The following is a 24,473-nucleotide window of genomic DNA, read 5'->3' on the forward strand; positions in this document are numbered from 1 at the left end:
CTTCGGGTCAGCAGGCTTCGGGTCAGCAGGCTTCGGGTCAGCAGGCTTCGGGTCAACCGGCTTCGGGTCAGCAGGCTTCACACCGGTCACCGTCGGGTAACCCGCAAAGTCCAGCGAAGTCGGGGTGATACCCACAGGAGCTGCGCTCGCGTCGGTGTCCTTCACGCCAACCTTGAACTTCAGAATCGAGTTAGCCTTCAGCTGCTGAACCGATGCGGGAACGTCGTTACCCTGGCGGTCCTTGGTGGGCAGGGTGGTGTACTCGCTGGCGGTGGTGATTTCGCCGGTGGTGCCGTTGAGCACGTAGGGCAGGGTCACCTTCTCGTCGCGGTCCTTCTTATCGAGGACGAGCACGGAGCCGTCCTTGAGCAGGGTCACGTCGTTCGCGGCTGCGCCGTTCATCTCGACCTCGCCGATGACCTCGTCAGCGCGGCCGTCGAAGACAGCCACCTTGCCGGTACCGAAGTCGGTTACGTACACCAGGTCGCGGTCCTCATCGTGCTCCAGAGCGAGTGCCTGGGTGCCGAACTTGACGAACTTCTTGAACTTGCCGGTAGTCAGGTCGTACACGGAGATACCGGAGTTGACACCCTTCACACCCTGGGAAGAGACGTAAATCTCATTCAGCGAGTGGTCCACGGCAACGTCGGAGGGGCGAACCTCAACGGTGGAATCCTCACCCTGAGTCTGGATGGTCTTCTCAACCTTGAAGGTCTTAGTATCCACAACGAAGAGCTTGCCGCCGGTGCGCTCGGGCACGTACAGCTTGCCGTTATCGAGGAACAGGTTCATGCTCACGTAGCGGGTGCCGCCGTCGGGTGCGCCTTCGAGCTGAATCTTCTCAACCTGCTTGGTCTTCAGGTCGATAGCGGATACGAAGAAGCGACCGGTCACGAACGCCTTACCGGACTCGTGGTCAACCAGAACGGAGCGGGGGTGCTCAATCCAGTTCGGATCGTCTTTCTTCACACCCTCGTTAGTCCAGATGAGCTTGAGGGTCTGCTGGTCGTACACTGCCACGGAGTTGTCGATGGTGTTGGTAACCCAGACAGTGCCGTCCACGTCATCAACGGTGACGCCGTACGCGGAGGTGTAACCGTACTGGCCCTTGTCGTTCTTCTTCACGGGCAGCTCGGCGAAAGCCTCGGTCTGCAGGGTGTCTGCATCCACGCGTGCCAGGGAGGAAGCGAGGCCGCCGCGTGCACCCACGGTGGGTACGAACAGCTTGTGATTCTTCTTGGAGTAGCCAACCTGGAACTGGCCAGGCAGACCCTGAATCATCTTTGCAACGCTACCATTTGCATCCACGGTGCGGTGTGCCTCGGTGGAGGGGGCGGTGGTGTCGGTTGCCTTGGTCTTGGTGGCGGTTGCCGGGTATCCCTGGAACTCGCGGGTTTCGGGGGTGACCTGCTTGACCTCGGAGTTGTTACCTGCGGTTGCGGTGACCTTGAACTTCAGGATGGAGTTCGCCTGAATCTCGGAGGTCTTGGCGGGCACGTCGTTGCCCTGCTTGTCCTTAGAAGGCTTGCTGGTGACCTGGCTGGAGGTGCTGACAGCGCCGGTGGTGCCGTCGAGGACGTAGGGCACGGTTGCGGTTGCGCCAGCCTGCTTGTCCACAGCGATAACGGAGCCGTTGGGCAGTACGACCAGGTCGTTTGCCTTGCCGCCGTTCATGGCGACCTCGGCAATCAGCTTGTCTGCTGCGCCGCCGTCAATCACGCCGACCTTGCCGGTGCCGAAGTCGGTCACGTACACCAGGTCGTTGGCCTCATCGTTATCGAGCGAGAGCGCCTGGGTGCCGAAGGGGATGAACTTCTTGAACTCGTGGGTGGTCGCATCGTACACGGATACACCGGAGTTCGCGCCCTTCACGCCCTGCGAAGAGACGTAAATTTCGTTCTGCGAGTGGTCAATAGCCACGTCGGAGGGGCGAACCTCGCCGTCCTTATCGCCCTTCACAGAGATGGTCTTCTCGACCTTGAAGGTCTTGGTGTCGATTACGAAGAGCTTGCCGCCGGTGCGTTCGGGCACGTACAGCTTGCCGCCGTCCACCAGAATGTTCATGCTGATGTAGCGGGTACCGCCATCGGGTGCGCCCTCAAGCTGAATCTTCTCGACCTTCTTGGTCTTCAGATCGATAGCCGAGACAAAGAAGCGACCGGTCACGAAAGCCTTACCCGACTCGTGATCGACACGCACCTCGCGGGGGTGCTCGATCCAGTTCGGGTCGTCCTTGCTCAGACCCGCATTAGTCCACAGCTGCTTCATGGTCGCCTGATCGTATACGGCAACGGAGTTATCGCGGGTGCTGGTCACCCACACGGTACCTTCCTCGTCATCGACGGTGATGCCGTACGCACCCTCGTAGGAGTAGCCCGAGTCCTCCTTGATAATGGGCAGCTCGGCAACTGCCTCAATCTTCAGGGAGTTTGCGTCAATGCGAGCAATCGTAGAAACGTGCTCGTTGCGGTCTGCAGTGCCAGCAACCCAAATCTTGTTGGTCTTCTTGGAGTATGCGACCTGGTACTGACCGGGCAGGCCCTGGGTGATCTTTGCCATCACCTTGTCGGTGATGGTGCGAGCGTCAGTGCTCTGGCTTGCTGCCCGGGTGGATTCTGCCGCGAACGATGCGGGGATGGTGGCAACGCCGGAAATTGCCAGTGCCAGCGATCCAACGGCGAGGCCCTTGAATGCCTTGCTTGATGCGAGCTTCATATGTATGTCCTTTTTTCGTGGGTGGTGTGTAAAGGTGCGTCTCCCCAACACCGACGGGTGGTGAGGTGCCGCGCTTTCCCTGCTCTTTGGTCTGGGTTTCGTGGGCCCACGAGGAAGGAAACTAGTCTTCACACAGTATTGAGTAAGGCAACCATTAACTTACCTTCTAGGTAATATTTACTTAGCGCACAGGATTTTGCAAGATTTCAGGTATATATGATGCAAAATTTCATATGCCAGGCACAGCCTGTCACTAAAACTCCCGGAGGTGCGGCAATACGGGACGTGACAAAACCCCCGCCTCCAGCAAAAGCCAGAAGACGGGGTTCCATACACCCCAACACACGGTGCCGGGGGGGGAATAAAAATTAGGAGACATACGAGAAATCAGCGAACAGCAGGTTCTGCAGCTTGTAGCGGCAAATGAAACGAGTCAGCTCCATGCAAATAGTCGGTGCGGTCGGATTGAAAACACCCGAGGCATCCAGCACGATATCGTTCGCACCAGCCCACGCAACGTAACGGTGCAGAGTACCGGCACCGAGCACGTCGCGGAAACGAGAACCAGCAGCCTCGTTCATTCCAGTCAGCTGAACCTCCGCGTTGTACTGGAACAGCACAGCCGCCAGCTCCTCGTGAGAAACCGGTGCGGTCGGGTCAATCTTGTCGCCACCAGTGAGCGGCTCGGTAATCTTGCGGTCACGAGCCCAGTGCAGCCCGTTCACGGTCGGGCGGTCTGCCGCATCCGCAAAGGGCGCAATATCTGAGTTTTTGCTTACGCTAGTGTGACTAGCAGTGTGGTTTAGCAGAGCAATAAGCTCCTCACGGGTCACAGGGCGCTCCGGCTCAAACGCGCCAGACTGCGGGTTCGGCATCAGCCACTTCTTCTGGTTTGCCATGCGGATATCCTCAGCGAACGGGTGGCTATCCGGAATATCCTTGAAAGAAGTTTTCAGGATCTTAGTCTCAGTCATGGGGATTCGCGCAGCAATCTGGTGGGTAATCTCCTGACCCTACGGGTCGGAGCGAATATCCAGCAGCAGGGCCTGATCAACACCCTCACCCTGCATCAGCTCGATGGGGAACTGGTAGCTACCGCTGAAGCTGTCAGCATCACCGTCAAATTAGGGGGTGAGCGGCCAGGAGCGCAGGGTTTCGAAAGAGTCGTTACGAATGTAGCCGTGGCGTACGGTCAGAGGGGTGCCTACGCTGAGGAATTCACGCAGACCTTGTGCAGTGTAGTTCACGGTCATACCGGTTTCAGTGATGGTGGCACACTCAATAACGAGGCGCGGGCCTTTAGTTTCCTCGGTTGCCGGGACAAGGTTTGCCGGAAGTTGGTATGGGATCTAGAGGGGCACAGGGTTTTCTTTGTATCAAGATGCGGAGTCTGTGGGTTTCTTATGTTTTATATGTGACACGCCGTTTCAAATCCTTTTCAAAGAGTTATAGTTATTGGTACCCTATCACTGTTCCTATATCCTCAACAAAGGAGTTACCCATGGAGGCCAAGGAATTCTCATACGAGAAGGCTCTCCTCTTTTTCGCCAAGTCTAAGTACGCCGACCTTTTCGGCGTAGCACTGGTTATCGCCATCGCAATCGCCTCAGGATACCTGAGCACCAACCTCGCCAAATACGTCGACTGGGGCCCGATCACGAACTTCATTCCCCTCGGCGTGATTTCCGTGATTAACGTGGGTATTTCAATGATGTCTACCCGCCTGACCGGCCGCCTCTCAAACATCGGCAACGTGCTCGGCATTATTAACACGGCGCTGTCTGGCGCGATTGACTACATTCTGGGCAATAAGGCAGCAATCATCACCTACCCGGTGACCTTTATCGTGTACACTTTCGCGATTCGTAGGTGGCAGAACTCCGAACGCGGCAAGGCGTTGGAACCGCCGACCGGCACGAAGGGGCAGCTGATTATTGGCGGTATTGTGGCCGGTTCGTTCGCGTTCTCCCTGATTGCGAACTATGTCGGTTACGGCGGCAAGACCTCGTTCCTGTTCTGGATTACGACCGTAGTGTTTGGCCTGTCCCTGTCAGCAAACATTCTGAACGCGCTCAAGCTCACGATGCAGTGGCAATTCTGGTTCCTGTACAACACCGTACAGTGCATAAAGGCGCTGACCCAGGGCAACTTCGCGAACGTCGGCAAGTACATCTTCTACATCATCAACAGCGTGGCAGCACTGCTGCTGTGGACCCGAAATGGTACCGCGCCCAAGGGCACCGTGGCGGTGGCGTAAGGGGCGGTTCCCTAGTTTTCTAGGGCTAACCTTTCTACCAGCTAACGCTAATACATGAGGAGGCCCCTCGACCTGCAGTTTACTGCTGCGGGTCGAGGGGCTTTACCTATGCCCCGCGAGTGCGGGGAATACGTTGAGCCTCTTTCATTATTGCCCTTAATATAGGGCTCATCCCCACTCACGCAGGGAACACTTCCGTGTCGATAGCGTCCGCATCTTCCAGTAGGGCTCATCCCCGCCTGTGCGGGGAGCACTCATCAACCAGCAAGCCATCGCCAGTGCCCTGGGACTCATCCCCGCCCCTGTGCGGGGAGCACCGTCTTCTGTGATCCGCCGCATCATGGTTCCCAGGCTCATCCCCGCCTGTGCGGGGAACAGAACACATGCGCCGGTGCCCGGCAACCTTTGAGAACTTCTAGCCGATTCTTCCTCCAATGGGGTGACTGCTTATTAGATGAGGCCGTTCTTAGCATCCCACCCGGTGCGCTTCTTGCTACGCATCACCACGGTATGCCCTCTGCACGGTTTTTAAAGCTACCTCTGTGGCCTCCTCGCGGGTAAGACCACCCTGTGAGTACTCGGCGGACTTCACGGCGCTCAGGAAGCCGTCAGCGCCTCCCGAGATGGAGCACACGATAAGACCGGAGCCCTCGCCGGTAGCGTAGTCCTCAATGTGGGCTACTCCCGGCACGTTCGCACCCTCACCTCGGCTCTTCTGCGACAAGGAGAGCCCCGCCCACGCCAAGATGTCTTCCTCGCGCCAGAGGCGGCCCTCCTCGAAGTCCTTGCCGCGGTTGTAGGTCACCGCCGGAGCCGGGAAGTTCCCTGCGTTGAGTGCGTGGTAGATGTTGGCTCGGGTGTACCCGGTAGCCGCGGCTACTGCCGGGATGTCGTAGAGCTTGCCGTGCTGTCCAGGCTTCGTGGTGCGGGTGGTCATGTGTTCAAAATCCTTTCGTTAGCTACCGGCTGGCCGGATAGTCAGCTCGGCTCGGTAGAGGTCCTCAGCCCCCCCCTCAACGGGGGTGAGCCCTGTGATGGTGATTCGTTTGCGCGTCTCGTAGTAGGCCGAGTCGCGGTTGATGGAGCGGGAGCCCCAGGTAAGCGTGTCGGGCAGCTCCACCCCAGATCGGTTGTAGATGCGCAGCGCCCGGTCAGCGGCTGCTACTTCGTCCACGTTACCAGTTGGTTGCATATGTAACGCGTTGCACGTTTCTCACGGGTGCCCCCCCCAGCTAAGCTCATTCCCGCTCGCGCGGGGAACACGAACGCATGCGCAAGAACCTCACTCCCGATTCGGGCTCATCCCCGCTCACGCGGGGAACACCTGGGCTATGGGTAGGGGTAGGGGCATCAACAGCGCTCATCTCCGCTCGCGCGGGGAACACCTCGCTACGGTCCCCGCCTCATCGCGGCGATGGGGCTCATCCCCGCTCGCGAGGGGAACACCAGCTTCCAGCACGTCGGGGTTAATCGGGTCGGGGGCTCATCCCCGCTCGCGCGGGGAACACCGCGCGTCCTGGACGGTGGCCGCTACCGTAGCGGGCTCATCCCCGCTCGCGCGGGGAACACTCGTCTACGGGGCGCCACGGTAGAACAATATGGGGCTCATCCCCGCTCGCGCGGGGAACACATCGGCTGCCCCGTCGAAGAGTGTTGCGACTGGGGCTCATCCCCGCTCGCGCGGGGAACACGATGTATCGGTGAGCCGGTCCCATAGCTCACCGGGCTCATCCCTGCTCGCGCGGGGAACACAGCCGACTACGGTATTGATACCGGCGGAGATACCGCTCATCCCCGCTCGCGCGGGGAACACAGGTAATCTACAAGAGCTTCACGCTCTGCCTCGGGCTCATCCCCGCTCGCGCGGGGAACACGTGAATGACACGTTCATCGTTGACGTGGAGACGGGCTCATCCCCGCTCGCGCGGGGAACACGCCAGCCTCTGCTGCTCAGCCCGCCCCGACCAGGGCTCATCCCCGCTCGCGCGGGGAACACGTAGGAAGCGCCGCATCGAGGAAGCGCAGGCTGGGCTCATCCCCGCTCGCGCGGGGAACACAGGTCATCACGCAGGTTCGTCTCATGGCTATTGGGCTCATCCCCGCTCGCGCGGGGAACACCTAAGAAAAAATATCTAGCTGAGACTTGACAAGGGCTCATCCCCGCTCGCGCGGGGAACACGGGTAGCCCGTCATCGAAGCCGTAACTCATTCGGGCTCATCCCCGCTCGCGCGGGGAACACAAGGTTGCAGAGCCTGTAGTTGATCTGCCCGAGGGCTCATCCCCGCTCGCGCGGGGAACACGATTGACAACGAAGCAGACCGCAAGACGGCTCAGGCTCATCCCCGCTCGCGCGGGGAACACGCCTTGACCCAATAGTCACAGCTTTCACTAACGGGCTCATCCCCGCTCGCGCGGGGAACACCACTTCGCCGCCCACTTGAGGTAATTCTCAACGGGCTCATCCCCGCTCGCGCGGGGAACACCAAGTCCTTCAATCTGAATTATCTCGACAGGGGGGCTCATCCCCGCTCGCGCGGGGAACACTCACGACCTGGCTTTACGTCTTCAATTTCTCCGGGCTCATCCCCGCTCGCGCGGGGAACACTAATGCGCTATCCGTCGCTTGCTAACACTAATGGGCTCATCCCCGCTCGCGCGGGGAACACTCCAGTGGGTGATGTCTACGTAGTTACTCATGGGGCTCATCCCCGCTCGCGCGGGGAACACGGGCTTTTCGCCCCGGCGACGAACTTTATTTAGGGCTCATCCCCGCTCGCGCGGGGAACACCCACGCGCTGCTGCATCTCGGCAGCTGTCAGCAGGGCTCATCCCCGCTCGCGCGGGGAACACGGCTTCGGATTCTCCACGTAAACGAAACGTGCGGGCTCATCCCCGCTCGCGCGGGGAACACATTCTGAAATTATTTCGAGCCGGTGTTTTCCGGGGCTCATCCCCGCTCGCGCGGGGAACACACTTGCTGATATGGGGATTTACCCCCTACATCAGCAAAATAGAATCACTTTGGAGCCAGAGCCTGACTCCAGAATACACGATAACCAATTGCGCCTAACCCCGACGAGCACGGCGATACCTACTCGCCTTACTCCACCCAGACTTCGGCACAACTTTACGAACCACCGGACGATAAATCAGCTTCACCCCCTCAAAATCGACAGGCTCCCAATCCGCATTATTTACCCGAAACTCAAGCCGCTGCTCATTATCCGCCGGAAACACCATAGTCGCACGACCAGTGCCACCCGACTCCAACACACGCGCCCACAACTTCTCACGAATTCTAGCGCTTACACGCCCCACAAACACCCCAGGATTAATCTCCAAAAGCCACTTCGTCAAATCACCACGAAGACTCACCGGACAAGCAGACAAAACAATAACAATCATCAGCCCGCCCCTCCATTGCTATAGTTCATACCACCGCGTTGGGCCTCACCCTGCTCATTCCACAAACCCACAACATCCAGTTCAAGCATCTCCTCAGGAAGCTCTTCTGGCACCAACAAACGCTGAATATCCCGCACAACTCGCTCCATCACCTTCTCAGAGCGAATACGGTCACGCACCGCCCTACGCGTCACAGACCCAATATCCATCCCCTCCGTATAGCCAGCAACCACCTCAAACGCAGCAGGAATCGTAATCTCCGCCTTATACAAATCAGCAACGTCGTAGACAAAAGACCAAGAATTCCCGGTATGCACAAAACCCAGCCCAGGCGCACATCCCAAAGACACAATCGCCGCATGAACAATCCCATACAACGCAGCATGAGCAGCCGACAACGCCTGATTAATCGGTGACCCATCACCAAAATTATTCGGATCATACTCACGGCGCTCCCACGGAACACCAGTCCGCTCAGACCACTGCCTATACACAGAACGCACCCTAGCGCCCTCCCTGCCACGCAACTGCTGCATCGTCAGCTCACTCGTATCCTCACCAGGAAAACGCCACTGATACATCATGCGAGCCACAGCCAAACGGCTCCGCGTATTCGATACCAACTTCGCCTGAGCAATCAACAGACGCGAAGAACGCGCCACAGACTTACCGCTCGCATAATAACGAACCCCCTGCTCGCCAACCCACACCACCGTAGTACCGCACTCCCCCAACAAAGCCATCGCCTGATGAGTAATACGAGTACCCGGCCCCAACAGCAAAGCGCTCAAGCTCGCAGCAGGGCAATGAACCACGCCCTCTTCCTTCACAAACGTCACCGCACTATCAGCACGGGAAATCGTCGCATGCTCCACATACACAAAACTCAAACGGTCAGAACTACGAAACAGCTCAGACGAGCTCGGAGGAACAGCCCCCTGCATGATCTTCTCCTATTAACATCAGCGTGCCAGCATCGGCACAAAAATATGAGTGAATAAAGAAAGGGCGGGGCACCATCACACAGAACAGTCCCCCGCCCTTCACCCGCATTACCTAGCGGGACAGAGGCGCCAACGTTAGAAGGCCCATGCCGTACGCCTTACCCCTGCCCATACCAGAGAGCAAAGACTGACGGAACAGCTCAACATCAGTGATGCGAAGAGCACCATCAAACTGAGCCTTACGGTGAGTCACTTTACCAACCTTGCCCTCAGCGTTACGACGGGCAAACGCAAGATCCTGACGAGAAGAAACCATCGGACACTCCTCAACATCCTGACCTTCAACACTAGGAATTACTTCAAATCCCCACTGCGGAGCACGCTTACGAATCCACGCTTGCTGCTGGGCAACAGTCACGTGCGGGAACACCTCACGCTTACCCGTCTGCTGATTCGTATGACGCTTCACCGGGTTCGCGGCAAGGCGGAAAGCCCACTCCTGACCGTTCTCCAGCTTCGCCAGCAAACGACCATAATGAGCGCTCTCACCACGGCGATTATGCCATCCAGCCTGCTCCACAAGAGCCGAAAAATCAGGCTCCTCAGGACTCAACATGTACAGAACCGGAGCATGCATAGACTCATCCAAACGCCACAGAATACGACCCTCAGAATAATCCGTATCCGGCGGCAAAGTTGCCATCACAGCAGCATGCATAGCCTGCGGGCTACGCAACAACTTCCACGCGCCACGACGCTGCGGATTAATCATGAAACGAGAAAAATACGTCATGCTTCCACCACCACATTCAAAAAATCAGGTTCGGCAGGATTCTCGGAAGATTCTTCCTCAATCAAGGAGGCTGTAGCGTGAAGCTTCCGCCCATGAGGGTTCTCCAATACCAGAGGCTCCACAGTCACCACCTCACGGGCAGCATACTGACGGTACTCCGGGCTGAAACTCACCGGAATATCCGGTACCAAATCACCGCGCTCACCAGGCAACGCATCACGCAAGATACGCAATGCTACCGGGCTCGGAAAATCCTTACGACGATACTCAGGCACCTGCCACTCCAACAAACGCAGAGCCTCCTCAGCGAACTCCTCACGGATACCCAGGACAAGGTTGTAACCAGCGGGGCATGCACGCCGCCCAAGATACAGAGGGTATACAGGCTTCTTCAGCGCAGACTCGATAGTCTCCAACTGTTCGCGTTCCCCTTCGAGAGCCACCACAAATACAGCATCCGAAAGGTACATACGAGTCGAAAGAGAAGCCGCACCCTTCGGGCTCTTAGCCCAGTTCTTAGCGGTCTGATAGTCACGAATCAGGGTACCCGAGGCATCCGTACGCACCGCAAACTTCAACGAAACCAAGTCATCAACCGGCTCGTTACGCGAACGCCCCAAGGCTGCAGCAACCATTCCAATCACGCCAGATTTGCTCGGCTCATGTCCGGCATCACGGCGACGGAAACGGCTCTGAGTGCCCCATGACTGCAACGGCCCGCTCATCTTCAAGAGCAGGGTAGGCATTAGGACTCCTGAGAGGTGAGAGCAGTCAGCTGAGATTCCAGGGACTCCAGCAGCCCCTTCAGAGAAACAGACTCGCCAAGACCAGCCAGTTCTTCCTTGAGGTCGCCCAAAGCCAGAACATACGAAGCGACCGGCTCGTAACCGTACGCTTCTTCAATGTTCTTCGCCTCAGATGCGAGCGCACGAGCTGCGACTACGCGGCGGCCCTCAACCTCGGTGATAGCCTTCTCGAAGGCGTTCACGTAAGAGATGGGGCGGTCGTTACGAACGGTTACGATAACCGCGTCAGGCAGGGTGCGTGCAGCGAAAGAATTCTGCTTACCGGTAGGCATGGAATTGATGAAGGAACGGACAAACGCCAAAGTTGCCTCAACACTTGCAGAAGCATCACCCAGGTTAGCGTTCAGTGCATCCAGGTTGATGTTGGCGTAGCGGTAGAAGGTGCTTGCCGCCATCTCAATGGTGCCAATCATGCCCGCACCGGTAGAGTCATCAGAAGAACGAACCACGTCATCCACTGCAGTGTAGTAGTCAAAATCGGGTTCGGAACCGTGAACGCTCAGGGCGTGTGCTACCTGGCAAGCCGCATCAACGTTGAAATCGGGAGCATCCGCCAGCATGCGACCGAAGAGAGCAATATCAACGCTATGGTTGGTATCAAGGATTTCCTTAACCTGCTTCGCGGGAAGCTTCTCGCCGTTAGCTTCGATGATTGCCTGCACCAACTTGTCAATCTGCTGGTTGCTCAGCAAGAGCAGGTAGCCAGAAACAGGACGTCCTGCTTCTTCGCCTTCCTTCGCCTTGGGTTCCTTGAGCGTAATACCTGCGGCCTTGAAAGCTGCAACAACAGCCGTTTCAGCCTTCTCAGCTTCAAATTCGGGCGCAAGCTCCAGGATACGCGCCACTACCTTGTCAGCAACCAGGCGGGTACGTACGCCCAGCTGCGAGCGGTCAAGATGCGATTCAAAATCGCGGCGAATAACGGACTTCCAAGCCTGGCTGGAAACACGCTGACGCTGAACGCCGCCAAAGAAAGCGGACTTGGGGCTGCCGGTATCGTCACGGTTAATGTTCGACGGGGGCAGGGTCTGCAGGGCGTGGATGTCGACGAAAATAGTCATGAGGTTTTCCTTCTTTCAGGAGTAATAGTTACTTAGTGATTTTGCTCGTAGCAGCGCGAACAGGGATGAGCCCGTAGGAGAAGTCGCGGTTCCAGCGGTACATAACCTTTTGACGCGTCGCAGGATTCAGAAGACGCATGTAATCCACCGCAAATCGACCGTAATCGAAGGCAATACCTTCGGAACGAAGCAGAGTAATCAGGCTACGCAGGTAATGCTGGCGAGCATTCTCCGTCTGAGCGGTCAGCAGAGAATCAAAACGCTTCTTCATTGACGTTGTGGTGTCGCCAACCAACTTGCCTACCGCGTTGCCAAAAGAAACCTCTGCATCGTGCATGGGCTGGTTCTGCGACTGCTGATGCAGAGCAAAAAGAGTCAAAGCAGTGTACGCAGCGCTCTCCGCATTACTCGGCTGCTCTCCCCTCCCTCGGTACTGTTCAGGAATACCTTCAGTGCCATCTTCCTTTTCCAGGATGATTCCTAAGAGTTCCGGGTACTGAAAGGGCGATGCCCCCACACCTCGGCGAAGCTGAGCAAGCTGAGCCGTGGCTGCTGAGACACCGTTACTTTTCTGGTGGTACAGGCGCATCACTTTTGCCACGACGAAACGTTGTAGCTCATCCTGCGCGGTGTAATCACTCATTGGTTTCCTCCTTGTCAGAGTGAGATATAGAGTCCTGGTAAGCCAGGGGAATAATCTTACGCAGGCGAGCATGTAGCAGGCGCTCCGCACGCGCAACATTGTAGAGAACTTCATTACCAGCAGGGTCCTTACCGAAGGTACCCAGCATGGCTTTGGGGCCAGCGTTGTATTTAAGAAGGTCTGATTCTTGCGTGATTACGGCACGTACACGGCTTTGCCACTCCTTCTTTTTCTCAGCGATATCTTCCGATGCTCGCTGATCTGCAAGCCAGAGGCGGAAAGCATCTTCCATACGGTTCAGGAGAGCTTCAGTAGCATCCGCACGGAACTCGTATTCTCGGCCCGCCGCTTGTAGAAGCTGTCCAGCAAACTGCCCAAGAGCGATTGCCGCGTCCATGGTGGTTTGGATGTTCTCGCGAACCATCTGGGACGCACTCACGCCTTCATCAGTCAGCAGAGAAAGCTCAAGAGTCATAGAGTCAGAAATAATGTTCTCGATGATGGAGCTCTGGGTACCGTATTCGACACCCACCAGCTGAACCTGTACCTCCGCATCGGTCGGGAAGTACCTTCCCGAACCCAGCTGACGAATCACGGGAGCAGGCTTATTCTGCTTCTCAGATTCCGGGGTAAGACGAGTCAGCAGAGCATCAGCACCACGCCACAGGGTACGTTCAGCCGCGTGAGTCTGCGGCATCCATACCTGTTCGGTCTTTGACGACTGATTCTTGCTGTACCGATACCCCGTCAAAGGGTCAGTATAGGTATTGCGATCGAGCCACTTATCACCGTTGGAGATAAGTACCGAAGTCACACGATTGCCGTCATGATGCAGACGGATGCGACGTGACTGCCAAGTCAAAATCTCGCACATACCGCTCGCGGGCACCGGCTGGTCCTTGTACTGAGCCGCAGGACCACCAGTGTATGCACGCGGTGCTGCGGTATCAGGCTCAGCACGTTCCCAAACTGGAACGTCTTGTTCGAATGACTCTTTATCGGTCAACTGCTCGTAGTCCAGGCTGTACAGCAAGGTTTCCATCATGTTGGCGCCGTGAACAATCACCTTACCAGTGGCGCCGTACCAGCCAACGCCCAGAGGATAGCCCTTGCCACCCTTAACACGGGGGTCACCTACAGCACCAGATTTAATACCTGAGTAGTCGTAGGCATGAAGCGTTACGAGATACCGAGCCGCTTCAGCAAAGCTCAGAGACTTCAATGCCACCTCAGCCCGCTGCGAGAAGTACTCGCTTTCAGAATCCAAAACCAAGCGACTAACAGGCTTCGTGTCCCCCTTTGCCGTATGCAAATCATGCACCTGCATAAAGGGGCGCTCGCCGCCTACCAACCAGAAACGATCCTTGAAAATTTCAAGGTATCCCAGAACAGCAGCCAGGTTATTAGCGTCAGGCTCACGCATCTGGCGAATCCATTGGGCCGGACCGTTAGAGGTATCGATACTGTCTGCAAGGAAGGATGCACGAGCAAAAATCACGAGCACGACACCAAAAATTGCAGTATCCGTCAGCGGGTTATCCGATTGAATTCGGTCAATCTCATACACCCGTTTGAAATAATCGCGCAGAGACAGCTCGACCACTTCGCCCGACTTGAGCCGGGCAAGAATCCATGCTTCATCTACAAGATTGAACCTAGGTTCTCCCATGACAACCATTCCCACTCCTTTCTTCTTTGAAATCAGCTCCCTGTCAAATGACGAACAAGCGAGCAGAATATCGGACTCTGGTCCACAATGAGAGTAGACCAGGTAATTAAGCCTTGTCAGGAGGTTCTCTGAAGAGCCTTCATTGGCTTGTTGAGTTCATCATAGGACCATCAAGAAGGTTAAGTCAAGAAAAACAACTATAAAAAGTGTACGTTTGATATATTTTTAATACGACCAATACAAAAGAAGCAGAATCCCCGCTCACGCAGGGAACACCTCAAACCAACTATCAAAAACTGTACTGGCTCATCCCCGTCTGCTTCGGGGAACATACGCCTCGCACCACAGCGAGGTACCCACTAGTCTACCGTCTAAGGAGAATCATGGCACCCGCCCCTGAGTATCTTTCAACACCTGAAACGGCATCATTCTGGGCAAAGACAGGAGACAAGGACTCCCCCACCCACGGTCTCCCCCTCGTTCAGCATATGCTCGATGCCGGTTCTGTTGCCACCCGGCTCTGGGACACATGGCTCGCGCCCGGTCTACAGAAACGATTCAGTGAGCATCTCCATCTTTCCATGGAAGATACGCGCGCGCTCGTATGCTGGCTCGCCGCCACCCACGACATGGGTAAGGCAACCCCCGAATTCTCAGGACAGCTCGATGCACGACGCGACGAAAACCTCGCCGTGTACCGTCAGCGTATCGAGCAGCAGGACTTTGAGTTCCCCGAAGACCTTGTCACGCCTACTAGCGGCTTGCGATGCCCCCACAGCAAGTACAGCCAGAGCATCCTCATTCACCTGCTCACCAGCAACATTGAGGGCATGCCGAGTGAAGTTGCTGAAACTCTCGCGAGTATCTCCGGCGCGCACCACGGCGCACCCGCAGAATACCTCGCCAATTCAGCAGACCTAAGCAACGTCATTTTGGAGCGTCTCTCCCCCAAATGGCATGCCGCCTGGCAGGAACTCTACACCATCACCCTGGAACGCTTTGGCGCATCCTCGGCATTGCATCAGTTAGCACAGCACGGACAGACTATCCCCGTCTCCGTGCAGTTCTGCATTACCGGTTTCGTCATCATGTCAGACTGGATTGCCTCAAACCCTGATTTCTTCCCCATGGGCACCTTCGGCTCAGCCGAACAGGAACAGCGAGCGCGCATCGGCTGGCAGGCGCTCGGGCTCGAACAGCGCTGGATCGCAGCACTGGATACTGACCCCGGCACCCCTGCAGCTGACCTCTACGCATCCCGTTTTGGGTGGAGCAACCCGACCCTACGCCCCATGCAGGAAGTCGTAGTCGAAGCGGCACGCTCCATGCAAAACGGTGGCATGATGTGCATCGAAGCACCCATGGGTCAGGGTAAGACCGAAGCCGGTCTCATCGCTGCCGAGTTCCTCGCACAGGCAACCGGTCGCACCGGCGTAGCCTTCGCGGCACCGACCCAGGCGACTTCTAATGCCCTCTTTGACCGTGTTATCGAATGGGTGGAATACCAAACAAATAACGTGGCGCAAGAACACGGCGGGCCTCTTGAGCCGCACTCCATGTTTCTGGGCCACTCCAAGAACCGTTTCAACAAGTCCTATGAGGCGCTCTCTAAAGCAGATATTTTCGATGAGTCTTCTGCCTCTAAACAAGAAAACAATCGAAAAACGCTGCGTCCTGGAACGTCTCTCGCTCGGCACAGCTGGCTCAGCGGTACGAAGAAGGGGCTTCTCTCCAGCTTCGTTGTGTGCACCATCGACCAGGTTCTCATGACCGCTCTGCAAGCACGGCATGTGATGCTCCGATACCTAGGGCTTGCATCTAAGGTCATCATCATTGATGAGGTTCACGCCTACGATGCGTATATGAGCCGGTATCTTTCTGCTGCGCTCTACTGGCTGGGTCAGATGAATGCGCCCGTCATTCTCATGTCGGCAACCCTGCCGTCAGCTACTCGTGATGATCTTATGGAGAGCTATGCCAAGGGTCTAAAGGTTGGAACAGAACCGAACAAGGTAACTGATTCTGTTTCTGCACCGCAGAATAATGACATTCTGGCTCGAATGATGGCGAATCTTGCAAAGGGCCAAGCGCCTTCAGCACCTGCCGTGACTGAAAATTCTTCTCTTGATTTGGATTACCCCGTCATTCACACGCTCACCACCGAAGACAACGGGAGCCCTAAGAAATGGAAGGTTGAACAGCCCGTAGACCAAACCGAAATCGAATTGAAGCTCATTGACGACAGTCCCGAAAGCGTCCTGAACGTACTCGAACCGCTCGCCAACGACCACGGATGCGCCGCAGTCATCTGCAACACCGTTGGACGAGCCCAGGAAATGCACGCATTCCTGGGTGAACGGTTCGGTGAAGAGCACGTAATCCTCACGCACTCTCGCTTTACCGCCACGCACCGCGCCGAGCAAGAGGAACTCCTTGTCTCAAAGCTCGGCAAGAAGGCGCACTACAGCAAAGCTGACGGGGAGGATTCTTCGCGCCCGCACCGCCTCATTGTGGTGGGTACGCAGGTCATCGAACAGTCGCTTGACCTGGACTTTGACGTAATGATTACCGACTTCGCGCCGGTTGATCTGGTGCTTCAGCGTATGGGACGTCTGCACCGTCACGATAGCCGCAGCAGCTCAGAACGCACCCCCGCATACCGTATGCCGGTGTGCTACGTACGAGGAGTTGAAACGTTCGGCTCACACGTTGGGGCACCCGACTTCCCGCGTGGATCCAAGGCAGTCTATGAGCCGATGATTCTGCTCAGCAGCTACGCACAGCTACTCCCCCACTTCGACGGTGAACCTATTCGAATTCCTGCGGACATCAGTCCACTGGTGCAGAAGACCTACCAGGAAAATACGTCTACTGAGATTCCTAGTGCCTGGGTAGAAGTCTACGAGAGCTCCAAGCAGGAGTGCGATAAAGGTAAGGAACTAGCCAAAGTCCGAGCTGAAGGCTATCTGCTCTGTGCACCTCAGCGTACACAGTACACCATGGCGGACTGCATGAATCGCCTCCTTAAGCCTGACGACTTGCGCTTCTCTGACGAGCAAATCGGCGAGGCAAAAGTTCGCGACACCGACGCATCCCTGGAAGTTATCGCAATCGTTGTGGAACGGAACCAACCGGGCAATCCCAAGAGCGCGATTAAAAGCTACCGTCTCTTACCTTCCATCAACAGCACAGACGAGGCTGATTCGCTCCGCTTTGATGCTTCAGCCGATGACCCGCCGACTTACTGGCAGAGCATGCAAATTGCGGCTTCATCAATTCGGCTCCCCTACCAATACTCAGATGCACCCAACCACCGTATCAAGGGTGGGAAACTCCGATTCGACGCCGCGCTCGACCAGCTAGAAAAGGAACGCATCGAGAACTGGCAGAAGTCATTCATGCTGGAGGGGCAGCTCATCCTGCCCTTCGAAGAGGTCGAAGCAGGCGTGTACTCGTACAGGCTCTGCGATTACGAACTGGTGTACACCACCCAGCTAGGCTTGCAGAGCATCGACCCCAAGAATAAAAACTAGCCAAGGTAAACAAAGACCCCCTCCGGATCCTCTCGTGGAGCATCCGGCGGGGGTCTTCACTATATAAACTTTTCGTCGCAGTTCACGCTACGCAGTTCACGCATTCACGCTGCAGAATCTCGCAGCGTCAGGCGGCGGCTACTCAGATTCGCCGAGCATGCCCTCACGAGCCAACGCAGTCAAACGAGACACCGCACGGAAATACTTCTTCTGATAACCACCAGCCAGCATCTCCTCAGTAAATACCTTGTCAAAAGGCACACCCGAAGAAACAATCGGCAGATCCTTGTCATACAGGCGGTCAGCCAACACCACAAAACGCAACGCCACCGACTGCTCAGTAATCGGGTGAACATTACGCCACGCAATACCATCCAGACCATCAATCAGCTGGCGGTAACGCGACGGGTGTACCTTCGCCAGATGCTCCACCAGGTCAGCGAAGTTATCAACACCAACAGTCTGGCCGCCGAACACTTCCTCAACCTTCGCATCAAACGCATCATCAGCAACAGGCTCCGGTGCGGCAGGCAGGCCACGGTGACGGAAATCCTCACCATCCACACGATGCACCTCAAACTGCGAAGCAAGCACCTGAATCTCACGCTTAAAATCCTCAGCCGCGAAACGGCCCTCACCCAGCGCACCAGGCAGCGTGTTCGAGGTCGCCACAAGCTTCACGCCAGCATCCGCCAGCTCACGCATCAGACGAGACATGAGCACAGTATCACCCGGATCATCCAGCTCAAACTCGTCAATACATACCAGCTTGTAGCTGCTCAACGCCTCAACCGTCTTACGGAACGTCAACGCACCCACCAGGTTCGTGTACTCCACAAAAGTACCGAACGCCTTCGGGCCGTCCACATAATGCCACAGCGACGCCAACAGGTGAGTCTTACCCACACCAAAACCGCCGTCAAGGTACAGGCCAGACTTCGTCGAATCCTTCTTCTTGCCCCCAAACAGGCGACCAAAGAAACCGGCACCAGCGCCGCCCCCATTAATCTTGTCGCCAAAATCCTTCAGCTTCTGCACAGCCTCTGCCTGCGACGGCTGATTTGGATCAGGAATGTAGCTATCAAAAGACACTTCACCAAAACGCTCAGAGGGGCGGAAACCCGCCAGCAACTCATCAGCAGAAACATGAGGAATGCGGTCGGTCAAGTGTACGGTCATGGTGGGCACAAAAACTCTTTTCTTCAGTGACGGCGATGTGACTTCCGCTTTAAGTGTAGTACTGTCTAACACCCCGCGTGAGCCGCATGAGTTGCCCGCCACATTACGGGTATGAGGAGAGAGTGGGGTGGGATATACGGGAGGGGCTGCTGGACTGGGACGCAGAGGGTGGGAATCCGAGGGTATCGGCGTTCAGGTGCGGAGGTTGAGGTGGAGTGTGTTTTGGGTAGGGCCTGTCTTGGGCGGGTGCAGTGTTCGATAGGTTAGTGCCTTCGCCGTGGGTCTTTAACCCGCAGTGAAGACACTAACCTATCGGCGAAAGGCTAAGTCATAACCCATAACCAGCTCTCACCTACCTGGCGCAGCCGGAGATTCGGTCATGAGTTGCGGATTTGTGCCATAGGTTAGCGTCTTTAGTCGTAGTTAAAAACCATGGTCGAAGACACTAACCTATGGTCCAATTTCTGCAGGGGCGGCACCTCCGCGGGCACAAAGATATTTGATACATAAAGCATTGAGAATGCCTGAATAATGACCAACCACCGCCACAACCCTCAAAAGAATGCAAACGACGGCAAACATGCGGTAGGGTGGTAACTGTAGTACTCAATAGCGCACCGATGCGCTTAATGGGTGCACTACGGGGCTGTTTTCCTTCCGGCAGTCAGCTTGACCTGTGAATAACGACCCGACAGGCACATATGCATCACACCATCACCGATGATAGGAGCGTATCTTCTATGGATTCGACCATTTTCAACCGCCGTACCCTACTGGGCAGCGGCGCACTTGTGGGCCTGGGGGCCCTGCTTGCGGCGTGTGGCCAGCAGGCAAATAACGAGGCAGCAGCCACCGCAACCGCGGCGCCGAGCGAGTCGGCTTCGGCTTCCGATGCCGCTTCTACATCAGCTACTCCGAGCCCGGTCATTACCCGCGGCTACTCGGGCGGCTCGAAGGCACCCGACGGCGAATACCGCAAAGCTGACGGTCATGGTCCCGCGCAAAATGTTCCTCTTCCGAAAGCCGAGCCGCAGCAGTACCCCGAAACCTTCGCTGGTCTGCGTGAGATGATGCGCGATTGGATTACAGCACGCAACTATGGCATTCAGACTGGGGATATGCAATATGCATGGCCCTATATGTTGGACACTTTCGATGAGGACATTAAATTTCTCCACTATATCGAGGATCTTTACAAAAGCGGCGGCTGGGTTATTGAAGGAACCTCGGAATACCAGGCCGAAAGCGACCTCATGTATGACGAAGAGTCTAAAGAATATTGGGTTCTCATCCGACGTTTGTGGACTTATGGCATGTACGTAAACCCCAATGGCAAGGTGTATGAGCGTACTAACACCAGCAATGAAAATGAAACATTTATGTTCCGCTATAAGTACCAGAACGGCTATTGGCAGCTCTCGGAGCATCGCTCGAATAAGGAGCTACGTGAGCAAGGAATTATCAAATAATGGCCAATAAATTTTCAGGGTTTCTAGGAATAGCTGTTATTTCTGCACTCATACTACCTTTTGGTACATCAGCTGGTGCGTTAGAAGATACTTCGAATAACAGCAATCACAGCATCACAGACCATAGTGCCGCTCCACCAGCTACAGAGATTGGAAATGAAGGACTAGATTCCGAAGAGCAGGTCAATTTACCACCTCAGCAGGCGGAATCCGAACTCGTAGCTCGAGCGGAGAGCAAACAGAAATCTTTTGAAGAAAGCCATCATCTCATGCATGATGGTCAAGGAAACCAATTCTATGCTTCAATCGAAGATAAAGACTCCTGCGTCACCGCTGACGGTCAACCAGGACAGTACTTCCGTACCTGGATGATGCCTGACGACGGCAACGACTACACCGGTTACTACAATACCTCCGGCATTGGAACCTACTGCACCCCAGTAGAATCCCGCACTCTAACCGCCAATAACCCCGGAGAACCTCGTAAACCGAGCCCCGCTGAAATGCTTCAAGAAATTGAAGACAAATTCGCCAACACCGATATCCGCCCCCCCTATCCTCAAGCAATCCTATAACTCCGGTAACGGCACCGGCAGAGCTAAGGGCGACCCGAATATTTACAAGGGCGACAACGTCAATTTCTACGCTGAAGCCCCCACCGCTTATTGGGAAGGTGAGCTTTCGGCCGGTCACGTTGAAATCGAGTCTTATCCGGTGCAGATGACCGTCCAGTACGGCAACGACGATGAAGATAGCTTTTACACCATCGGCGAGCCCATCTACCCGAAGTCAGGCTCGAAAGCACGACCGATCGCGACCAGTTATGTATACAAACGCTCAGGTAATTTTCATGCCTACGCAACGGTTTCTTATGCTGGCCGGTACCGCGTCAATGGCGGCCCGTGGCAGGCGATGCGTACTGTCGTCAAGAAGGACACTGCTGAACCGTTGCTGGTGCGTGTGTGGTGGGTTGATGTGGGACGCGTCGGCGGCACCTGCGATGAAGACGACACTCGTTGGGGTTGCAAGAATGATCCCACGATGGGTAAGAAGGATAACCCGAACCCCAGATTGCGCAAGGCCGATATTCGCACCGGCCAGCGTTGGCATCTGAACGATAACGGTGACGGGGACACGGAGTATTCGTTGCACCGTAACTGGCCTGACATGTAAGGTCGTTCTCCTGCCGTGGGTCTTACGTTGAGAAGCCACATGTTCGCCGAGAAGTCACTTTGTTCGTGGCCTTTCGAAACACATGTGGCTTCTCGGCGCATAGGTATCGGCGCATGGTGACTTCCGTAAAATGGTGTCTATGGCTAAGAAAACTAAAGGTAAGAAGAGCGGCGCAGCAACCGCCGCCGTAGCACTGCTGACCGAGACGAACACCCCCTTCCAGATGCGTGAATACGAGCACGTTGAGGGCGTCACCTCCTTCGGTGAAGAGGCCGCGAAGAACCTCGGCGCCTCCGAGGAGCAAGTGTTCAAGACCCTGCTGATTGTACACGAGAAGGATTTCGCGGTCGCGATCGTGCCGGTCTCTGGCAAGCTGAACATTAAGGCTGCCGCGGCGGCACTAGGTTGGAAAAGCGCCTCCATGTGCGACCCGAAGGTCGCTGAGCGCCGCACCGGCTACGTGGTGGGCGGTATTTCTCCGCTGGGTCAGAAGACCCCCTCCCCCACCCTGCTCGATGAGTCTGCGCAGCTTTTTGACACGATTATGGTCTCTGGCGGTAAGCGCGGCCTGGACGTTGAGCTCGCCCCGGACGATCTGCTGAAGCTCACCAACGGCAAGTACGCTGACATCCGCGCTTAGTCCGCGCTCAGCGGGAATAATCCGCCCGGCCGCGGCGTTACATATGTCGTAAGAGCCTGAGCATGAGAGCAAACTGAAGGAGTCATGATGGGCAATTCGCTACCCGGCGTGGGTGCTATCGCCAAGAACTGGCGTGAAGTGCTCAAGCCTGAAGAGTACGCTGTTCTACGTGAGGGCGGCACCGAGCGCGCATTCACCGGCGAGTACTGGAACACCCACACGGAGGGTGTGTATTCTTGCCGTGCCTGCGGTACGGAGCTGTTCCGTTCCGATCAGAAGTTCGATTCGCATTGTGGTTGGCCGTCGTTTTTCGCGCCGCTGGCTGAGAACCGTGTACGTTACCTGGAGGATACGACGTTCGGTATGCGCCGCGTGGAGGTGCGTTGCGCCGCCTGCGATTCGCACCTGGGTCACGTGTTTGAGGGTGAGGGCTACCCGACTCCCACGGATTTGCGGTATTGCATTAATTCGGTGTGTCTGACGCTGACCCCGGCTGGTGACACTCCGGTTGACGAGGCGCCAGCTGACGAGGCGGAATCCGCCGAATAAACCCAGGCAATGCCCCCCCCTCACGGGCACGCCGGTGAACCCCTTATTGTGAGTCTCTCTAAATTCGAGGCTTTCAGCTCGGGCGGGTAGAATGGCGTAGTGCCTTCGCGGGCACATCACCCCGCCCGGGCTCGTATTTGCTCGGGCGTGCGCCTACCCGGGCATCTGGCGCATCGTATGGGCGCGTCGAACAGACAGAGGAAAAGGATTGAGTGCATGAGTACCGCAGCTGAACAGAATGCCGCAGGCACCCCTCAGCTGACCCTTCACGGTATCGAAGTCCCTGACGTTGTTCCTCTGGAGGCCCCTTCCTTACCGATTCCGACTCTCATCACCACTGAGAGCGGCCTGCGTCGTGCCGCTGAACAGTTGGCGGCGGCGTCCGGCCCGGTGGCTGTTGATACGGAGCGTGCCCAGGGCATCCGCTACGGTTCACGTGCTTTTTTGGTGCAGCTTAAGCGTGAAGATCAGCTGTACTTGATTGACCCTGAGGCGTTTAAGGATTTGCGCATTATTAACGATGCCCTGGCGGATGCTGAGTGGGTTATTCACGCCGCAATTCAGGACTTCCCGAGCCTGGATATGCTCGGTATGCGCCCGAACCGTCTGTTTGATACGGAGCTTGGTGCGCGTCTTGCCGGTCTGGAGCGCGTGAACCTGGGTGCGACCGTTGAGGAGCTGCTCGGCTATAAGCTGGCGAAGAAGCACTCGAAGGAAGACTGGTCGCGCCGCCCCCTGCCGGAGTCCTGGCTGAACTATGCACTGCTGGACGTTGACGTGCTCATTGATTTGCGTGACGCGTTGGAGGATTTGCTCCGCCAGCAGGGTAAGCTACAGTACGCTCTGGAGGAGTTTGAGTACCTGTGCAAGACCCCGGTGAAGGATCCTGCAGATCAGCCGGAGCGTTGGCGTAAGACGAAGGGCCGCACGATGCTGCGTTCGGTCAAGCAGCTGACGGCGTTGCGTAACCTGTGGTTTGAGCGTGACTCGCTGGCGCGTAAGAAGGACGTTGACGCGAAGCGTCTGCTGCCCGACTCTGCGATTGTGGAGGCGGCACGCACCATGCCGCGTAACGTGCCCACGATTATGTCAATTCCCGGTTTTCAGACGCGCAGTTTGCGTCGTGAGGGCCCGCGTTGGGTGCGTGCTATTGCCGCGGCAGCACGCGGTGAGAACGCCGTACCGTTCACTTTACCGTCGACTGCCCCACCGCCGTTGAAGGCGTGGGAGTCTAAGCGCCCAGAGAACTTGGCGCTGTTCACCGAGGTTCGTCAGGCAATTGATGACCTATCTGAGGAGCTGAATATTCCGGCGCAGAACCTGATCACGACCGATTATGTTCGCCGTCTCTGCTGGGAGCCGCCGGCTCGTTTTGATGAGCAGACCCTGCTGGATGCACTCGCCGAGTACGGTGCGCGTTCGTGGCAGACGGGTCTGGTTGCCCCCGTGATTGCGCCGATTTTTGCCCGCCACCTGGGGTAGATTGGGTAGATTTCTCTAACGCTGAATAGATGTGTGTGCCGGTTGGGTGTGTTGCTGATGCGACCCCCCGACCGGCATTTTGTGTACCTCGGGAGTTTGACACGGTAGTTTGTCTCGGTATTTTGCCTCAGCAGTTTGTCTCCGGTGCAAACGC

At 56.4% G+C, this 24,473-nt stretch carries 21 protein-coding genes and 1 CRISPR repeat array; of the genes, 8 read left to right on the plus strand and 13 right to left on the minus strand.

From position 1 onward, the window contains the following. From NML54_RS07715 to NML54_RS08875, 3 genes are all read right to left on the minus strand, one after another. A partial coding sequence (locus NML54_RS07715; RefSeq protein ID WP_254757226.1) for a DUF5074 domain-containing protein occupies window positions 1-2,715 on the minus strand: 2,715 nt, incomplete at its 3' end. A 368-nt stretch (window positions 2,716-3,083) separates the two neighbouring features. After that, entirely contained in the window at window positions 3,084-3,689 is a 606-nt protein-coding gene (locus tag NML54_RS07720; RefSeq protein ID WP_254757229.1) for an S-layer homology domain-containing protein, read from the minus strand. Window positions 3,690-3,839: 150 nt separating this feature from the next. Next, complete coding sequence (locus NML54_RS08875) at window positions 3,840-3,968, minus strand: hypothetical protein (protein WP_256500357.1); 129 nt, start codon at window positions 3,966-3,968, stop codon at window positions 3,840-3,842. A 248-nt stretch (window positions 3,969-4,216) separates the two neighbouring features. On the opposite strand from NML54_RS08875, the gene NML54_RS07725 reads away from it, so the two are divergent. Beyond that, complete coding sequence (locus NML54_RS07725; RefSeq protein ID WP_254757231.1) at window positions 4,217-4,972, plus strand: nicotinamide mononucleotide transporter; 756 nt, start codon at window positions 4,217-4,219, stop codon at window positions 4,970-4,972. Between the two features lie 493 nt (window positions 4,973-5,465). Here the strand turns inward: NML54_RS07725 and NML54_RS07730 are convergent, their stop codons facing one another. The 9 genes from NML54_RS07730 to casA form a co-directional block, all read right to left on the minus strand. After that, window positions 5,466-5,909, minus strand: coding sequence for a helix-turn-helix transcriptional regulator (locus NML54_RS07730; RefSeq protein ID WP_254757233.1), 444 nt, complete (start codon window positions 5,907-5,909; stop codon window positions 5,466-5,468). A gap of 18 nt (window positions 5,910-5,927) precedes the next feature. After that, on the minus strand, window positions 5,928-6,164 hold the full coding sequence (locus tag NML54_RS07735) for a hypothetical protein (protein WP_254757235.1): 237 nt from the start codon (window positions 6,162-6,164) through the stop codon (window positions 5,928-5,930). Between the two features lie 42 nt (window positions 6,165-6,206). Continuing rightward, window positions 6,207-7,945: direct repeats of the CRISPR family, unit length 29 nt; unit sequence GGGCTCATCCCCGCTCGCGCGGGGAACAC. Between the two features lie 94 nt (window positions 7,946-8,039). After that, window positions 8,040-8,378, minus strand: coding sequence for a type I-E CRISPR-associated endoribonuclease Cas2e (cas2e, locus tag NML54_RS07740; protein ID WP_083309163.1), 339 nt, complete (start codon window positions 8,376-8,378; stop codon window positions 8,040-8,042). After that, window positions 8,378-9,322, minus strand: a complete 945-nt coding sequence (cas1e, locus tag NML54_RS07745; RefSeq protein ID WP_254757237.1) for a type I-E CRISPR-associated endonuclease Cas1e — start codon at window positions 9,320-9,322, stop codon at window positions 8,378-8,380. The genes cas2e and cas1e overlap by 1 nt, the downstream gene beginning before the upstream one ends. 112 nt (window positions 9,323-9,434) lie before the next feature. Further along, window positions 9,435-10,115 carry a type I-E CRISPR-associated protein Cas6/Cse3/CasE gene (cas6e, locus tag NML54_RS07750; RefSeq protein ID WP_254757239.1) on the minus strand — a complete coding sequence of 227 codons (681 nt, stop codon included), beginning with the start codon at window positions 10,113-10,115 and terminating at the stop codon, window positions 9,435-9,437. Further along, window positions 10,112-10,861 (minus strand): type I-E CRISPR-associated protein Cas5/CasD, encoded by a 750-nt coding sequence (cas5e, locus tag NML54_RS07755; RefSeq protein ID WP_254757241.1) that lies wholly within the window; start codon window positions 10,859-10,861, stop codon window positions 10,112-10,114. The genes cas6e and cas5e overlap by 4 nt, the downstream gene beginning before the upstream one ends. Then, a complete protein-coding gene (cas7e, locus tag NML54_RS07760; protein ID WP_254757243.1) occupies window positions 10,861-11,982 on the minus strand; it encodes a type I-E CRISPR-associated protein Cas7/Cse4/CasC in 1,122 nt (373 codons plus the stop codon). The genes cas5e and cas7e overlap by 1 nt, the downstream gene beginning before the upstream one ends. Before the next feature lie 28 nt (window positions 11,983-12,010). Next, a complete protein-coding gene (gene casB, locus NML54_RS07765; protein ID WP_254757245.1) occupies window positions 12,011-12,625 on the minus strand; it encodes a type I-E CRISPR-associated protein Cse2/CasB in 615 nt (204 codons plus the stop codon). Continuing rightward, complete coding sequence (gene casA, locus NML54_RS07770) at window positions 12,618-14,294, minus strand: type I-E CRISPR-associated protein Cse1/CasA (RefSeq protein WP_254757247.1); 1,677 nt, start codon at window positions 14,292-14,294, stop codon at window positions 12,618-12,620. The genes casB and casA overlap by 8 nt, the downstream gene beginning before the upstream one ends. 383 nt (window positions 14,295-14,677) lie before the next feature. Here casA and cas3 point away from each other — a divergent pair, with 383 nt between their 5' ends. Beyond that, window positions 14,678-17,827: a CRISPR-associated helicase Cas3' gene (gene cas3, locus NML54_RS07775; protein WP_254757249.1), complete on the plus strand. Its 3,150-nt coding sequence runs from the start codon at window positions 14,678-14,680 to the stop codon at window positions 17,825-17,827. 138 nt (window positions 17,828-17,965) lie between these two features. Here the strand turns inward: cas3 and zapE are convergent, their stop codons facing one another. Then, complete coding sequence (zapE, locus tag NML54_RS07780; RefSeq protein WP_254757251.1) at window positions 17,966-19,006, minus strand: cell division protein ZapE; 1,041 nt, start codon at window positions 19,004-19,006, stop codon at window positions 17,966-17,968. Window positions 19,007-19,746: 740 nt separating this feature from the next. Here zapE and NML54_RS07785 point away from each other — a divergent pair. From NML54_RS07785 to NML54_RS07810, 6 genes are all read left to right on the plus strand, one after another. After that, the gene (locus NML54_RS07785) at window positions 19,747-20,475 is read left to right on the plus strand and encodes a DUF6318 family protein (RefSeq protein ID WP_254757253.1); all 729 of its coding nucleotides are present in this window, start codon (window positions 19,747-19,749) and stop codon (window positions 20,473-20,475) included. Further along, a complete protein-coding gene (locus tag NML54_RS07790; RefSeq protein ID WP_254757255.1) occupies window positions 20,475-21,050 on the plus strand; it encodes a hypothetical protein in 576 nt (191 codons plus the stop codon). Before NML54_RS07785 ends, NML54_RS07790 begins: the two co-directional genes overlap by 1 nt. After that, entirely contained in the window at window positions 20,992-21,648 is a 657-nt protein-coding gene (locus NML54_RS07795) for a hypothetical protein (RefSeq protein WP_254757257.1), read from the plus strand. The genes NML54_RS07790 and NML54_RS07795 overlap by 59 nt, the downstream gene beginning before the upstream one ends. A 139-nt stretch (window positions 21,649-21,787) precedes the next feature. Then, entirely contained in the window at window positions 21,788-22,288 is a 501-nt protein-coding gene (gene ybaK / locus NML54_RS07800) for a Cys-tRNA(Pro) deacylase (protein WP_005506356.1), read from the plus strand. Window positions 22,289-22,375: 87 nt separating this feature from the next. Beyond that, entirely contained in the window at window positions 22,376-22,837 is a 462-nt protein-coding gene (gene msrB / locus NML54_RS07805; RefSeq protein WP_254757314.1) for a peptide-methionine (R)-S-oxide reductase MsrB, read from the plus strand. A 216-nt stretch (window positions 22,838-23,053) separates the two neighbouring features. Then, window positions 23,054-24,319: an HRDC domain-containing protein gene (locus NML54_RS07810; protein ID WP_254757259.1), complete on the plus strand. Its 1,266-nt coding sequence runs from the start codon at window positions 23,054-23,056 to the stop codon at window positions 24,317-24,319. Window positions 24,320-24,473: the final 154 nt, after the last annotated feature.

Source organism: Rothia gullae (assembly GCF_024294905.1).
Taxonomy (GTDB): Bacteria; Actinomycetota; Actinomycetes; order Actinomycetales; family Micrococcaceae; genus Rothia.

Bases quoted from the DNA above. Each gene is read 5' to 3' on its own strand.
- cas6e (WP_254757239.1), bottom strand. From the start codon at position 10,115: ATGACGTATTTTTCTCGTTTCATGATTAATCCGCAGCGTCGTGGCGCG.
- zapE (WP_254757251.1), bottom strand. From the start codon at position 19,006: ATGACCGTACACTTGACCGACCGCATTCCTCATGTTTCTGCTGATGAG.
- cas1e (WP_254757237.1), bottom strand. From the start codon at position 9,322: ATGCAGGGGGCTGTTCCTCCGAGCTCGTCTGAGCTGTTTCGTAGTTCT.
- casA (WP_254757247.1), bottom strand. From the start codon at position 14,294: ATGGGAGAACCTAGGTTCAATCTTGTAGATGAAGCATGGATTCTTGCC.
- ybaK (WP_005506356.1), top strand. From the start codon at position 21,788: ATGGCTAAGAAAACTAAAGGTAAGAAGAGCGGCGCAGCAACCGCCGCC.
- cas5e (WP_254757241.1), bottom strand. From the start codon at position 10,861: ATGCCTACCCTGCTCTTGAAGATGAGCGGGCCGTTGCAGTCATGGGGC.
- casB (WP_254757245.1), bottom strand. From the start codon at position 12,625: ATGAGTGATTACACCGCGCAGGATGAGCTACAACGTTTCGTCGTGGCA.
- NML54_RS07720 (WP_254757229.1), bottom strand. From the start codon at position 3,689: ATGACTGAGACTAAGATCCTGAAAACTTCTTTCAAGGATATTCCGGAT.
- cas7e (WP_254757243.1), bottom strand. From the start codon at position 11,982: ATGACTATTTTCGTCGACATCCACGCCCTGCAGACCCTGCCCCCGTCG.
- NML54_RS07790 (WP_254757255.1), top strand. From the start codon at position 20,475: ATGGCCAATAAATTTTCAGGGTTTCTAGGAATAGCTGTTATTTCTGCA.
- NML54_RS08875 (WP_256500357.1), bottom strand. From the start codon at position 3,968: ATGACCGTGAACTACACTGCACAAGGTCTGCGTGAATTCCTCAGCGTA.
- cas2e (WP_083309163.1), bottom strand. From the start codon at position 8,378: ATGATTGTTATTGTTTTGTCTGCTTGTCCGGTGAGTCTTCGTGGTGAT.
- cas3 (WP_254757249.1), top strand. From the start codon at position 14,678: ATGGCACCCGCCCCTGAGTATCTTTCAACACCTGAAACGGCATCATTC.
- NML54_RS07725 (WP_254757231.1), top strand. From the start codon at position 4,217: ATGGAGGCCAAGGAATTCTCATACGAGAAGGCTCTCCTCTTTTTCGCC.
- msrB (WP_254757314.1), top strand. From the start codon at position 22,376: ATGGGCAATTCGCTACCCGGCGTGGGTGCTATCGCCAAGAACTGGCGT.
- NML54_RS07730 (WP_254757233.1), bottom strand. From the start codon at position 5,909: ATGACCACCCGCACCACGAAGCCTGGACAGCACGGCAAGCTCTACGAC.
- NML54_RS07810 (WP_254757259.1), top strand. From the start codon at position 23,054: ATGAGTACCGCAGCTGAACAGAATGCCGCAGGCACCCCTCAGCTGACC.
- NML54_RS07785 (WP_254757253.1), top strand. From the start codon at position 19,747: ATGGATTCGACCATTTTCAACCGCCGTACCCTACTGGGCAGCGGCGCA.
- NML54_RS07735 (WP_254757235.1), bottom strand. From the start codon at position 6,164: ATGCAACCAACTGGTAACGTGGACGAAGTAGCAGCCGCTGACCGGGCG.